The sequence below is a fragment of the Streptomyces sp. NPDC014995 genome (assembly GCF_043080745.1).
GTDB lineage: Bacteria > Actinomycetota > Actinomycetes > Streptomycetales > Streptomycetaceae > Streptomyces.
On sequence record NZ_JBIBVX010000006.1, the window covers coordinates 141,630 to 156,257 of the forward strand.

Sequence of the window (14,628 nt, forward strand, 5' to 3'; positions counted from 1 at the left end):
TCACGAGCCTATCGGCCCGTGGCGACATCCTCGCCGGGTCCTTCCGCGGGTTCCTCCGGCCCGGCCGGTGCCCAGAGACCGTCCGCGGACGTCTCCTCCTGCGTCAACAGGCGCTCCAGCGCGGCGCGATCCGGCAGGCCGCCGGGCCGCACGACCTCACCGGTGCGGACGTACAGGAACGCCGCTGTGACGGATTCCACGGGTACGCCCCGCTGCTCGGCCCAGGCGAGCCGGTACAGCGCGAGCTGGAGCGGGTCGGCGGTGCGGCCCCGGTTGGTCTTCCAGTCGACGATCTCGTACGTCGCCGTCTCACCGTCGCCGTCCTTGTAGACGGCGTCGATACGGCCCCGTACGACGCGGCCGGCGAGGGTGAGCTGGAAGGGGGCCTCGACGCGGTAGGGCGTGCGGCGGGCGTACTCGGTGCGCTCGAAGGCCTCTTTGAGGGCCTCCAGGTCGTGTTCGTCGGCGATCTCCACGTCCTGCCCGGGGAGTTCCTCCGGCTCCAGCAGCGGAAGGGTCAATTCCTCGAAGCGGGCCTCCACCCACGCGTGGAAGCGCGTGCCCCGCCGCGCGGCCCGCTGTGGGGGACGCGGCATGGGGCGCGCGAGTTCCTGCGCGAATCCGTCGGGGTCGGCGGCCAGGCGCAGCAGTTGCGACGCGGTCAGCGTCGTCGGCAGGGGGACGTCGGTGAGGTGCTGCCGGGCCCGCAGGAGTTCTCCGGTCAGCGCGTCGAGGTCGCGGTCCCAGGAGGCGATGGTCCGGGCCTCCTCGGGGGTGAGGGGGCTGCGCCGCGGCTCGGGCGGACGGGGGCGCGCGGCGGGGGGCTCGGGGGCCCTGGCCTGGTGCGGGACGGTCGGGCGGGTGGGGGTCCGCTCGTCCCGGTCGGTGGGGGCTTCGGCCGGGAAGGCGGCCGTGGGCGCGTGGTCCTCGAAGGGGTCGGTGTCACCGTAAGGCGGCCCGTCGTACGCGGCTTCTCCGTACGGCGGCTCGTCATGGGCGGAGTCCGGGTACGGCGGCTCGGCGCGCGAAGGGTCCCCGTACGGCGGCTCGGCGTGCGAAGGGTCGCTGTACGGCGGCTCGTCATACGGGGAGGGCTCGTAAGGCGGCTCGTCGGGGAAAGGCTCGTCCTCGTCCGGCGGTGGGGGCCAGTCCGGGTCGGCGTAGGTCTCGGGGGCGTGCGGGGTGGCGGGGTGGCCGTCCTCGGGGGAGGCGAGTTCGTCCAGGTGGGCGAGGACGGTCTCGGCGGCGGCGCGGCGGCGGGCGAGGGCGGTGTCGTCCAGGGGCAGCGGCCACACCCGGTCGGCGGCGACCTGGTGGAGGACGGGGTTCTCGGCGCCCTCCTCCGGTTCCTCCGCCCAGGCCTCGATCTCGCCGTGGCCGGCCGCGCAGTGGTCGTACAGGGCCTGGAGGAAGGCGGAGGGGCCTCGGGGTTTCTTCTGGGTGGGCCCCCACCAGTGGCCGGAGCCGAGGAGCAGGGAGCGGGGGCGGGTGAAGGTGACGTAGCCGAGGCGGAGTTCCTCGGTGTGCTGGTGGTCCTTCATGGCCTCGTGGAAGGCCTTCATGCCGCGTGCGTCCCAGGCCTCGATGTCGGGGAGCGTGTCGGCGTCGCCGCGCAGTTCGTGCGGCAGCACCTTGGCCTGGGCGGTCCACTTCTCCCGGCCCTGGCCGCTCGGGAAGGTGCCGGTGACCAGGCCCGGGACGGCCACGACGTCCCACTCCAGGCCCTTGGACTTGTGCGCGGTGAGCACCTTGACGGTGTTCTCGCCGCCGGGCAGGGCGTTGTCGAGGCCCTTCTCGTACTGGGCGGCGGTGCGCAGGAAGCCGAGGAAGGCCAGCAGGCTCGCCTCGTTCTCGTTGGCGGCGAAGGAGGCGGCGATGTCGAGGAAGTTCGACAGGGTCTCGCGGCGGCGGGCGGCGAGGGCGTGCGGGGAGGCCGACAGTTCCACCTCGAGGCCGGTGACGGCCAGCACGCGGTGCAGGACGTCCATCAGCGGGTCGGCCAGGGAGCGGCGCAGGTCGCGCAGTTCGGCCGCGAGGCGGGCGAAGCGCACGCGCGCGTCCGGGGAGAAGGGCAGCCCGTCGTCGTCCCCGGCGCCGTCCAGCGGGGTCTCGAGGAACGTGTCGAGGGCGTCCGCGAGCGATATCACCTCGGCCGGGTCGACCCCCTCGACGGCCTCGGCGAGCCGCCGGTCCGGGTCGCCGGCGTCGTCCCCGCGCGCGTGGGACACCAGCAGCCGTGCCCGCCGTCCCAGGAGAGCGAGGTCACGCGGTCCGATGCGCCAGCGCGGGCCGGTGAGCAGGCGGACCAGCGAGGCGTTCGCCCCGGGGTCCTGGAGGACCTCGCAGACGGCGACGAGATCGGCGACCTCGGGCAGGTGCAGCAGGCCGGAGAGGCCGACCACCTCGACGGGGACGTCCCGGGCGACCAGCGCGCCCTGGATCTCCGCGAAGTCGGTGGCCGTCCGGCACAGCACGGCGATCTCGCCGGGCGCCTTGCCGGTGTCCACCAGGTGGGTGATGGAGTCGGCGATCCAGTCGATCTCCTCGGCGTGGGTGGGCAGGAGGGCGCAGCGGACCACGCCGTCGCGTTCGGCGCCGGGCGCCGGGCGGAGGGCCTCCACGCCCGCGTGCATGGCGCGCAGCGGCTCGGCCAGACCGTTGGCGAGGTCGAGGAGGCGGCCGCCGCTGCGGCGGTTCTCGCTGAGCGCCTGACGGGTGGCGGGGCGGCCGTCGGCGCGGGCGAAGTGCTCGGGGAAGTCGTCGAGGTTGGCGACGGAGGCGCCGCGCCAGCCGTAGATCGCCTGGCAGGGGTCGCCGACGGCCGTCACCGGGTGGCCGGTGCCGCCGCCGAACAGACCGGCGAGGAGGATGCGCTGGGCCACCGACGTGTCCTGGTACTCGTCCAGCAGCACCACGCGGAACTCGTCGCGCAGGACGCGGCCGACCTCGGGGATCCCCGCGAGCTGCGCCGAGAGGGCGATCTGGTCGCCGAAGTCGAGCAGGTCGCGTTCGCGTTTGGCGGCCCGGTAGCGCAGCACCAGGTCGGCGAGTTCGCGCCGGGCGGCGGCGGTCTCGGGCACCTTGCGCAGGTCGGCGTTGGTGAGCTTGGCGCCCTCCAGGGTGCGCAGCAGTTCGGCGTCCCACGCGCGCAGGTCCTCGGGGCGGACCAGGTGCTCGGCGAGCTCGGCGTCGAGGACGAGGAGGTCGCTGACGAGGTCGGCGAAGGAGCGGGTGAGCGCCGGGTAGGGGCCGGGTGCCTGGCGCAGCACGCGCGCGGCGAGCTGGTAACGGGTGGCGTCGGCGAGCAGACGGGAGGTCGGCTCCAGGCCGATGCGCAGGCCGTGGTCGGTCAGCAGGCGGCCCGCGAAGGCGTGGTACGTGGAGATCACCGGCTCGCCCGGGGGGTTGTCCGGGTCGATGGCGTCGGGGTCGGTGACGCCCGCCTTGATCAGGGCCTTGCGGACGCGCTCGGCGAGTTCTCCGGCGGCCTTGTTGGTGAAGGTCAGGCCGAGGACCTGTTCGGGGGCGACCTGGCCGGTGCCGACCAGCCACACCACGCGTGCGGCCATCACCGTCGTCTTGCCCGACCCGGCTCCGGCCACGATCACCTGCGGGGCGGGCGGCGCGGTGATGCAGGCCGTCTGCTCCGGGGTGAACGGGATACCGAGGAGCTCTTTGAGCTGCTCGGGGTCGGTGATACGGGCGGGCATGTCGGAGAGGCTAGCGGCGGTCACTGACAGTCGATGCCGAATCACCCGCCCGGTCCGGAGGAAGCGCAGGTCAGCGCGTGTGGTGCGGTCCGTCACACACGGTGGCGCTCACTCGACGACGTGCCGCCCCTCCGGCCGCGCGCTGCACGACGCCCGGAACGCGCAGTGCGTGCAGTGCTGCCCGGCGGTGGGCGTGAACCGCTCGTCGAGGACCTTGCCGGCCGCCGTGGCGAGCAGTTCGCCGACCCACTCCCCCTCCAGCGGCTGCTGCGCCTGCACCTTGGGCAGGCTCTCGCCGCCGTCCCGCTTTGCCGCGCCCTGCCGCAGCTGGACGAGTTCGGCGCCGCCCGGCTCGGGGCGCACGCCGTCGAAGACCTCGTCGACGGCACCCTCTCGGACGGCGAGCTGGTAGACGGCGAGCTGCGGGTGACGCTCCACCTCGCGCGCGGTGGGCGCCTGTTTGCCGGTCTTGAAGTCGACGACGTACGCGCGGCCGTCGCCGTCCGCCTCGACGCGGTCCATCTGGCCGCGGATGCGCACCTCGTAGTCGCCCGCTTCGAGGGTGACGTCGAAGTCGTGCTCGCTGGCGACGGAGGTGCGCCCGGTGCGGTCCATGACGTGCCACTTCAGGAAGCGTTCGAGCGCCACGCGCGCGTGCTCCTTCTCCTGCGCCGACTTCCAGGGCGCGTCGAAGGCGAGCGCGTTCCACACGGAGTCGAGGCGCTCCATGAGGACGTCGAGGTCGGCGGGGGTGTGCCCGGAGGCGACCTCGTCGGCGAGGACGTGCACGACGTTGCCGAAGCCCTGGGCAGCGGTGGCGGGCGCGTCGGCCTTCACCTCGCGGCCCAGGAACCACTGCAGGGCACAGGTGTTGGCGAGCTGGTCCAGGGCGCTGCCGGAGAGCACGACGGGCTGGTCGCGGTCGCGCAGCGGCACCTTGCTCTCGGTCGGCTCGTACATGCCCCACCAGCGGTACGGATGCGCCGACGGCACCAGCGGCCGGCCGTCCTCGTCGGCGAGGGCGGCGAGGCGGGCGAGGCGGCGCGCCGCGGCCTCCCGGAGCGGGGCGGACGCGCGCGGGTCGACCGTCGTGGCGCGCAGTTCCGCGACGAGCGCCGCCACCGACAGGGGGCGTCGCGGGCGGCCGGTGACGTCCCTGGGTTCGACGCCGAGTTCGGTCAGGAACCGGGAGGGCTGGTCGCCGTCGTCGGCGGGCGCCTTCACCGCCGTGACGACGAGACGGTCGCGCGCGCGCGTCGCGGCCACGTAGAACAGGCGGCGCTCCTCGGCCAGCAGGGCGCCCGGGGTGAGCGGCTCGGCGAGTCCGTCGCGGCCGATGCGGTCGGCCTCGAGGAGGGAGCCGCGGCGGCGGAGGTCCGGCCACAGCCCTTCCTGAACGCCGGCCACGACCACGAGGCTCCACTCCAGGCCCTTGGCGCGGTGCGCGGTCATCAGGCGTACGGCGTCGGGGCGCACGGCGCGCCGGGTGAGGGTGTCGGCGGCTATGTCCTCGGCCTCGATCTCGGCCAGGAAGTTCAGGGCTCCCCGGCCACCGGTGCGCTCCTCCGCGCGCGCGGCGGTGGCGAACAGCGCGCACACGGCGTCGAGGTCGCGGTCGGCGTTGCGGCCGGCCGCGCCGCCGCGCCGGGCGGCCCGCTCCAGGCGCGCGGGCCAGGGCGTGCCCTCCCACAGGTCCCACAGCGCCTCCTCGGCCGTACCGCCGCCCGCGAGCCGCTCACGGGCCTTGCGCAGCAGCGCGCCGAGACGCTGGGCACCGCGCGCGTACGCCGGGTCGTGCGTGACCAGGCGTTCCGGTTCGGCCAGTGCCCGAGCGAGCAGTTCGTCGGACGGGGGCGGGAGCGGGTTGCCCGCGGCCCGCTCCTCCTCGCGCAGGGCGCGTCCCAGACGGCGCAGATCGGCGGCGTCCATGCCGGCGAGGGGCGAGGCGAGGAGCGTGAGAGCGGTTTCCGTGTCCAGCCAGCAAGGGCCCGCGACGGCGGGCGCGGAGTCCTGGCCGCCCGCGACGGCGGGACCGGGCTCGTCGTCCCCCGCGACGGCGGGAGCGGAAGTTTCGTCCTCCGCGACGACGGGGGCGGAGTCCTGGCCGCCCGCGACGGCGGGACCGGGCTCGTCGTCTCCCGCGACGGCGGGAGCGGAGGCCGCATCCCCCACGTCAACGGGACCGGGCTCCTCGTCCTCCGCGCCAACGGGGCCGGGCCCCTCGTCCCCCACGGCAACAGCGGATCCGGCGTCTGCGTCAGCAAGGACACCGCCGTCTGCGTCGGCAGCGGCACCGGCGTGCTCCTCCGCAGGGGCGTCAGCCGCCTCGCCGTCGGCCTCCGGCCGCAACGCCGCTTCCGGCGGCCGCACCGCCGCTTCCTCCGGCCGCACCGCCGCCTCCGCCGTGGCCACCGCCCGGAGGGCCGTCAGCAGGGGTGCCACCGCCGGTTCGTGGCGCAGGGGGAGGTCGTCGCCGTCGATGTCGAGGGGGACGCCGGCGGCGGTGAGGGCGCGGCGGACCGTCGGGATGGTGCGGGAGCCGGCGCGCACCAGGACGGCCATCTCACGCCAGGGAACGCCGTCCTCCAGGTGCGCCCGGCGGAGGATGTCGGCGATGTTGTCCAGCTCGGTGCCGGGCGTCGGGTACGTGTAGGCCTCGACGCGCCCGCCGTCGCGCACCGGGGCGAGGTCGCGGTGGGCGCGGACCTTCTCGGCCGGCAGGCGGGTCAGCGGCATGCGCTGGGTGAGCAGCCGCGTGGCGGCCAGCAGGGCGGCACGGGAGCGGCGGGAGGTCCGCAGGACCTCGACGGGGGCCGGGCGGCCGTCGGGGCGCGGGAAGGCGCGCGGGAACTCCAGGATGCCGTTCACGTCGGCGCCCCGGAAGGCGTAGATCGACTGGTCGGGGTCGCCGAGGGCGACCAGGGTGCGGCCGCCGCCGGCCAGGGCGTGCAGCAGCCGTACCTGGGCCGGGTCGGTGTCCTGGTACTCGTCGACGTACACGGCGTCGTACTGCGCCGCGAGCCGCTCGGCGGCCTCGGGGCGGCGCGCGAGGAGGACCGCGCGATGGACGAGTTCCGCGTAGTCGATCACGCCGTGCAGGTCGAGGACGTCGAGGTACTCGGCGAGGAAGGAGGCCGCGGCGCGCCAGTCGGGCCGGCCGATGCGGCGGGCGAAGGCGTCCAGGGCTTGCGGGTCCAGGCCCAGTTCGCGGCTGCGGGCGAGCACCGCGCGGACCTCGTCGGCGAAGCCGCGCGTGGTGAGGCAGGCGCGCAGGTCGTCCGGCCAGCGGACGTGCGCGAGGCCGAGCCGTTGCAGGTCGAGCTGACCGGCGAGCAGGTCGCGGACGGTCACGTCCTGTTCGGGTCCGGACAGCAGTCGCAGTGGTTCGACGAAGAGGTCGCTGTCCTGGTGGGCGCGGACCAGGGCGTAGCAGTACGAGTGGAAGGTGGTCGCCTGGGGCGCGCGGGCGGCGCCCATGCGCAGCGCCATCCGGTCGCGCAGCTCGACGGCGGCCTTGCGGCTGAACGTCAGCACCAGGATGCGCGCGGGGTCGGCGCCGCGGGCGATCCGGGCGGCCACGGACTCGACGAGCGTGGTGGTCTTTCCGGTGCCCGGACCTGCGAGGACGAGCAGCGGGCCGGTGGCGTGGTCAACCACGGAGCGCTGCGCGGCGTCCAGACGAGGGGGATCCACCCGCTGCGGCGGGGTACGTACCAGCCGGTAAGCGCCACGGCTCCCCTGCCGTCCCTGCGGGGGCGGCAGGCGCCTGGTGGAGGAAGAGGAGCTCACGTGGTTCGCCGGTCCTGGTGGGTGTGCTGGTTGGCGGACGGCCGCTCATGGCGGGCGGTGGTCGGGGGATGAGGGAGACGCGTGACGGCGACGCTACGCCGACGGGAAGTCCGGAAGGACGGCTTCCGATTCTTCCCTCAGGTCCCCTGCGACCCGCCGGCCACGCATGCCCCTCGCCCCTCGAACGTACGCCATGTCACGAACGTGCCCCTTTTCCCCCGTACGGGCCACAGGTTCCCGCTGGGCGGGTCCGATGGCGGAAGCTGTCAGGTGTGACCCTCCGCGCGTCCGCCGCCGTCCCATCGCGCGCGTCTGATGTCCAGGCGCGGCAGATGGCCCTCGGCGGCCCTGCTCGCCTCCTTCAGGGGCGTGCCCTCGGCGCGGTAGTGGTCGAGGGCCCGCAGCTCGTGGCCCGGCAGCAGCACCCCGTCGGCGCGCACCACGCGCCACCAGGGGACGGCTCCCCCGTAGAGGGCCATCACCCGGCCGACCTGCCGGGGGCCTCCCTCCCCGAGCCATTCGGCGACGTCCCCGTACGTCATGACCCGCCCGGACGGGATCAGCTCGGCGACGTCGAGGACCCGCTCGGCGTACTCCGGCAGCGCGCCGGGGTACTCCGGGCGGGCGTCGTCCGGAAGGCTCTGCTCGCTCATCCGCCCCATCCTGCCCCACCCCACCGACAATGCGACGGGCCCGGGACCGTGCGTGAGCCTCGCCCCCCGACGACGCATCGGGCAGACTGTGCGCCCCGCGTTTGCACCCTGATGCCCCCGTGTGTCGGTGGGGCATGCCACCATCGTGCGGGCGGTGACCGGTGATACGAGATCAAGAAGAGACGATGAAGCAGCAGGGTGTGCATCCTGAGGACGCGGAGGGCACCTCTGACGCTGCGTCGCGCCCGGACACCGCCGACGCGGCGGAACAGGAGTCGGAGCTCGTCGAGGTGACGCACATCGACGAGGTCGAGGGCGACGAACCGCTCCTCCCCGCGCGCGTGCACCGCCCGTCCGACCTGATGCGGCTGCTGGTGGGCGTGCTCGGCGTCGTCGTCCTGCTCGGCATCGCCGCGTTTGCGCACGGAACGACCTCGGGCCTGGAACAGGACATCAACAAGGGCACCGGACAGGCGCCCGACCTTCTCATCAAGATCGCGGGACTGGCGTCCAGCATCGCGATCCTGCTGGTGCCGGTGGCTTTCGCCATCGAGCGGCTGATCAAGCGGGACGGGCTGCGCATCGCCGACGGCGTCCTCGCGGCGGTCCTCGCACACGGCGTGACCCTCGCCACCGACCTGTGGGTGGCCAAGGCCGCCCCGGACTCGATCCAGGAGGCGCTCACCCAGCCCTCCCCCGGCGACGTGCACGCCCTCACCGACCCCGTGCACGGCTACCTCGCGCCGGTCATCGCGTACATGACCGCCGTGGGCATGTCGCGCCGGCCGCGCTGGCGCGCGGTGCTGTGGATCGTGCTGCTCCTCGACGCGTTCTCGATGCTCGTCACCGGCTACACGACACCCTTCTCGATCATCCTGACGGTCCTGATGGGCTGGATGGTGGCCTACGGGACGCTGTACGCCGTCGGCTCGCCCAACGTCCGTCCCACCGGGCGGACGCTCATGGCCGGCCTGCGGCACGTCGGCTTCCGGCCGGTGAGCGCCGCGCGCGAGGAGGTCCCGGACACGGCGGAGACCGGTGACCGGGGCCGGCGCTACTTCGTCACCCTGGAGGACGGTCCACCGCTGGACGTCACGGTGGTCGACCGTGAACAGCAGGCCCAGGGCTTCTTCTACCGCGCGTGGCGCAACCTCACCCTGCGCGGCTTCGCCACCCGCAGCAGCCTGCAGTCGCTGCGCCAGGCGCTGGAGCAGGAGGCGCTGCTGGCCTACGCGGCCATCGCGGCCGGCGCCAACGCGCCCAAGCTGATCGCGACCTCCGAGCTCGGCCCCGACGCCGTGATGCTTGTCTACGAGCACACCGGCGGCCGCACCCTGGACTCGCTTGCGGACGAGGAGATCACCGACGAGCTGCTGCGGGACACCTGGCACCAGGTGCGCGCCCTGCAGTCACGGCGCATCGCGCACCGCAGGCTGGTGGGTGACGCGATTCTGGTGGATCGTTCCGGCATGGTGATCCTCACCGACCTACGCGTCGGCGAGATCGCGGCCGGTGACCTGTTGCTGCGCATGGACACCTCCCAGCTGCTCGTGACGCTCGGCCTGCGGGTGGGTGCCGAGCGCGCGGTCGCCTCGGCGGTGAGCGTGCTCGGCCCCGACGCCGTGGCGGACTGTCTGCCGATGCTCCAGCCCATCGCGCTCAGTCGCTCCACGCGCGCGACGCTGCGCAAACTGGCCCGGGAGCGGGCCGAACGCGAGCGCGAGGCGGTGCTGGAGGCGTCCCGGCAGGCCAAACAGGTTCGCCACGAGGCAGCCGGACCCGACACGGAGCCGGCCCTCGACAAGCCAGGCAAGAAGGCCGAACGCGCGGAGGCGCGGGCCGAGAAGCGCGCCATCGACGAGGCGCTGGAGGAAGCCCGCGAGGAGGATCTGCTGACGCAGATCCGGCACGAGGTGCTGCGGATCCGGCCCCAGGCGCCGGTCGAGCCGGCCCGGCTGGAACGGGTGCGGCCGCGCACCCTGATCAGCTTCATCGCCGGCGCCATCGGCGCGTACTTCCTGCTGACGCAGCTCACCCACATCGAGTTCGGCCCGCTCATCGCCAACGCCGAGTGGGGCTGGGTCGCCGCGGCCGTGCTGTTCTCCGCGCTGAGCTACGTCGCCGCGGCGATGAGCCTGCTCGGGTTCGTGCCGGAACGCGTGCCCTTCCTGCGGACCGTGGCGGCGCAGGTCGCCGGGTCGTTCGTGAAGATCGTGGCCCCGGCCGCGGTCGGCGGCGTCGCCCTCAACACCCGTTTCCTGCAGCGCGCCGGGGTGCGGCCGGGTCTCGCGGTGGCGAGCGTCGGCGCCTCGCAGCTGTTCGGGCTCGGCTGCCACATCCTGATGCTGCTGTCCTTCGGTTATCTGACCGGCATCGAGAAGACGCCGTCGCTGTCGCCGTCCCGCACGGTCATCGCGGGTCTGCTGACGGTGGCCGTGCTCGTGCTCGTCGTGACCTCGGTGCCGTTCCTGCGGAAATTCGTCGTCACGCGCGTGAGGTCGCTCTTCGCGGGTGTCGTGCCGCGCATGCTGGACGTGCTCCAGCGGCCGCAGAAGCTGGTCACCGGCATCGGCGGCATGCTGCTGCTGACCGCCTGCTTCGTGATGTGCCTGGACGCGTCGATCCGCGCGTTCGGCGACGAGACGACGTCGATCAGCATCGCCAGCGTCGCCGTCGTCTTCCTCGCCGGCAACGCGCTCGGCTCCGCCGCTCCCACGCCGGGCGGCGTCGGCGCGGTCGAGGCGACCCTGACGGTCGGCCTGATCGCCGTCGGCCTCCCCAAGGAGGTCGCCGCTCCCGCGGTGCTGCTGTACCGGTTGCTGACGCTGTGGCTGCCGGTGCTGCCGGGCTGGCTGGCCTTCAACCACCTGACGCGCAAGGGCGCCCTCTAGAGCCACGACAGCGGCACCACGGCGGCGACACACCCTCGCGCGCTGGAGTCGCCCTGTGGAGTCACCGACCGGAGGCGCCGAGGCGGCCATGCCTCATCGCCCGTCGCCCGTCGCCCGTCGCCCGTCGCCACGACAGCAGGCACCAGAGGCACGAGAGGCACGAGAGCGGCCGTACCTCCTCCCGCTGGGGAGCCACGAGCCGGAGTCACCGAGAGCGGCCGTACCTCGTACGGAGCGCGCCCCGCGCGCGGGGCGCGGCACGACCCCACGATGGGACCATGCCGAACCCCTCCCGCCTGCGCGCGGCCGCCCTGGCCGGCACCGCCGTCCTGCTGTCCTGCCTGGTCGCCGGCTGCGGCGACGACTCCACGGACGAGGATCTGACGGCACAGGAGCTGGAGTGGAAGGACTGCCCCACCCCGTCCCAGGCGGAGGGTGGCGGCAGCGCGCCGTCCCCCTTGGCGAACGGCGACGAGTGGCAGTGCGCCACCATGAAGGCGCCCCTGGACTGGGACGATCCCCGGGGCGACACGATCGGCATCGCCCTGATCCGGGCGGAGGCGAGCGGCGACGAGAGCAGACGGATCGGCTCGCTGCTGTTCAACTTCGGCGGCCCGGGCGGCTCCGGCGTCACCACGCTGCCCGCCTTCGGCGAGGAGTACGCGGCCCTGCGCACCCGCTACGACCTGGTGAGCTTCGACCCGCGCGGGGTCGGCCGCAGTGCCCCCGTCCGCTGCCGGAACGACCAGCAGCTCGACGCCTACTTCCAGCAGGACATGACGCCCGACGACACGGTCGAGCGCACGACGCTCCTGGAGAACACCAAGGAGTTCAACGAGGCCTGCGAGGAGAACTCCGAGAAGATCCTGCCGCACGTGCGCACCACCGACGCGGCCCGCGACATGGATCTGATGCGCCAGGTCCTCGGCGACCGGAAGCTGCACTACTTCGGCATCTCGTACGGCACCGAACTGGGCGGCGTCTACGCCCACCTGTTCCCCGAGAACGTCGGGCGTGCCGTCTTCGACGCGGTCGTCGACCCCACACAGACGCCGGAGCAGGGCTCGCTCGGGCAGGCCAGGGGCTTCCAGCTCGCGCTCGAGAACTTCGCCGAGGACTGCACGTCGAAGACCGAGGACTGCCCCGTCGGGGACACCGCCCAGGACGTGACGGACCGGATCGCCCGGCTGCTCGAGGACCTCGACCGCAAGCCGATCCCGGGCATCTTCCCCCGCGAGCTGACGCAGAGCGCCGCGACCAACGGCATCGCCCAGGCGCTGTACTCGGAGGACTTCTGGGAGTACCTCACCGAGGGTCTGGAGCAGGCCTACGCCGGCGACGGCAGGATCCTGATGCTGCTGTCCGACTCGATGAACGGCCGCCGGGAGAACGGCGAGTACAGCAACATCACGGCGGCCAACATCTCCATCAACTGCGCGGACGACAAGGCGCGTTACTCCGTCGACCACGTCGAGAGGAGGCTGCCCGCGTTCCGGGCCGCCTCCCGCCTGTTCGGGGACTTCCTGGCCTGGGGCATGCTCGGCTGCACCGACTGGCCGGTGCCGGGCGCCGCCGATCATCCGGACGTGTCGGCACCGGGTGCGGCGCCGATCCTCGTGGTCGGCAACACCGGGGACCCGGCCACCCCGTACGAGGGGGCGCGCAGGATGGCGGCCGCGCTGGGCAAGGGCGTCGGGATCGAGTTGACGTACCGGGGGCAGGGGCATGGCGCGTACCACAGCAAGAACACATGCGTCCGGGCGGCGGTGAACGGCTACCTGCTGGACGGGAAGGTGCCCACCACCGGGACGGTCTGTCCCTGAGGCGCAGAGATGGCACCTGCCTCCGGCCTCATCCCAGCCCACGGGCAAACTTCCAGGTCAGAGGGTTATCCACAGGCTCCGACGGCTGCGGGGTGATCGGCCTACTATGGCCTGACAGCCGTCCGCCGCCCGGTGCGGACGGTCCCGCAAGGGGGGAGTACCCATGGCGCGATTCGTACGGTGGACGGCGCTGAGCGCCGCTGCCGCGCTGCTGGTGGCGGGCTGCAGCAGCGGCACGTCGGACGGGGGCGGTGACGGCAAGGGGAGTACGAAGGACGCGCGGCCGTCGGCCGGCTCGTCCGGGACGACGGGCGCGACGGCGGCCCTGCCCGCCTCACTGGCCGGACAGAAGCCCGACTGGGGGCGTTGCGGGGGCAGCTCGGACGCCCCCGCGCCGAGCAGCGAGTGGCAGTGCGCGACGGTGAAGGCGCCGCTGGACTGGTCGAAGCCGGACGGCGACACGATCGACCTCGCACTGGTCCGCGCCAAGGCCAGTGGCTCCGGGAGCAAGCGGATCGGCTCCCTGCTGTTCAACTTCGGCGGCCCGGGTGGCTCGGGCGTGTCGACCCTGCCGGCCTACGGCTCCACGGTCTCCTCGCTGCGCGAGCGCTACGACCTGGTCAGCTGGGACCCGCGCGGGGTGGGCGCCAGCGAGGGCATCCGGTGCCGCAGCGACAAGAGGATCCAGGCCGCCGAGTCGGTCGACTCCACGCCGGACACCGCGGCCGAGGAGCGGGCCTACCTCGCCGACGCCGCCGACTTCGGCAAGGGCTGCGAGAAGGCCGCCGGCTCGCTGCTGGCCCACGTCTCGACCACCGACACCGCCCGCGACATGGACCTGATGCGCCAGGTCCTCGGCGACACGAAATTGCACTACTTCGGCATCTCGTACGGCACCGAACTGGGCGGCGTGTACGCCCACCTGTTCCCGAAGAACGTGGGGCGGCTGATCCTGGACGCGGTGGTCGACCCGAGCGCCGACTCGGTGGGCCACGCGAAGAACCAGGCGCGGGGCTTCCAGCTGGCTCTCGACAACTACCTGAAGTCGACCGGCCAGGACCCCGAGCAGGGCAGCGCGAAGATCGCGGACCTGCTGAAGCGGATCGACAGCAAGCCCCTGCCGACGTCGTCCGGGCGCGAGCTGACGCAGACCCTGGCGGTCACCGGCATCGTCCTGCCGCTGTACAGCCAGGAGAGCTGGCCCACCCTGACCAGCGCCCTGGAGTCGGCCGAGCAGGGGGACGGCTCCGAGTTGCTGACGCTCGCCGACGCCTACAACGAGCGGGACCCCTCGGGGAACTACGGCACGACGACCCATTCACAGCGGGTCATATCCTGCTTGGACGAGAAGCAGCGGCCGACGCTGGACCAGACGAAGAAACTGCTGCCGGAGTTCGAGGAGATCTCGCCCGTGTTCGGCACCTTCCTGGGCTGGGACACGGCCGGCTGGTGCCACGACTGGCCGGTGGCCGGGCAGTTCGACACCCCGGAGGTGAGCGCGGCGGGCGCGGCGCCGATCCTGCTGGTCGGCAACACCGGGGACCCGGCCACGCCGTACGAGGGGGCGCGGAAGATGGCCGACGAGCTGGGGAAGGGCGTCGGTGTGCTGGTCACCTGGAAGGGCGAGGGGCACGGTGCCTACGGCAGCGGGAGCGACTGCGTCGACTCGGCGGTGGACGGCTACCTGCTGAACGGCACGGTGCCGAAGGACGGCACGGTCTGCTCATGACGACGGCGGGGGCCTCGGGCACCCGTGGTGCGC

General features: G+C 73.5%; 6 protein-coding genes. 3 read left to right on the top strand and 3 right to left on the bottom strand.

Annotation, left to right across the window (positions count from 1 at the left end):
* Window positions 1-8: 8 nt before the first annotated feature.
* The 3 genes from ACF1A1_RS14310 to ACF1A1_RS14320 all read right to left on the bottom strand — a co-directional run bounded on the left by ACF1A1_RS14310 (window position 9) and on the right by ACF1A1_RS14320 (window position 8,152).
* On the bottom strand, window positions 9-3,710 hold the full coding sequence (locus ACF1A1_RS14310; protein WP_391999824.1) for a UvrD-helicase domain-containing protein: 3,702 nt from the start codon (window positions 3,708-3,710) through the stop codon (window positions 9-11).
* Window positions 3,711-3,818: 108 nt separating this feature from the next.
* Window positions 3,819-7,499 (bottom strand): UvrD-helicase domain-containing protein, encoded by a 3,681-nt coding sequence (locus ACF1A1_RS14315; protein ID WP_391999825.1) that lies wholly within the window; start codon window positions 7,497-7,499, stop codon window positions 3,819-3,821.
* A 266-nt stretch (window positions 7,500-7,765) separates the two neighbouring features.
* Window positions 7,766-8,152 (bottom strand): MGMT family protein, encoded by a 387-nt coding sequence (locus ACF1A1_RS14320; RefSeq protein WP_391999827.1) that lies wholly within the window; start codon window positions 8,150-8,152, stop codon window positions 7,766-7,768.
* Between the two features lie 185 nt (window positions 8,153-8,337).
* Here ACF1A1_RS14320 and ACF1A1_RS14325 point away from each other — a divergent pair, with 185 nt between their 5' ends.
* The 3 genes from ACF1A1_RS14325 to ACF1A1_RS14335 all read left to right on the top strand — a co-directional run bounded on the left by ACF1A1_RS14325 (window position 8,338) and on the right by ACF1A1_RS14335 (window position 14,595).
* Window positions 8,338-11,043 (top strand): YbhN family protein, encoded by a 2,706-nt coding sequence (locus ACF1A1_RS14325; RefSeq protein ID WP_391999829.1) that lies wholly within the window; start codon window positions 8,338-8,340, stop codon window positions 11,041-11,043.
* A 278-nt stretch (window positions 11,044-11,321) separates the two neighbouring features.
* The gene (locus tag ACF1A1_RS14330; protein WP_391999830.1) at window positions 11,322-12,866 is read left to right on the top strand and encodes an alpha/beta hydrolase; all 1,545 of its coding nucleotides are present in this window, start codon (window positions 11,322-11,324) and stop codon (window positions 12,864-12,866) included.
* A 163-nt stretch (window positions 12,867-13,029) separates the two neighbouring features.
* Entirely contained in the window at window positions 13,030-14,595 is a 1,566-nt protein-coding gene (locus ACF1A1_RS14335; protein WP_391999831.1) for an alpha/beta hydrolase, read from the top strand.
* Window positions 14,596-14,628: the final 33 nt, after the last annotated feature.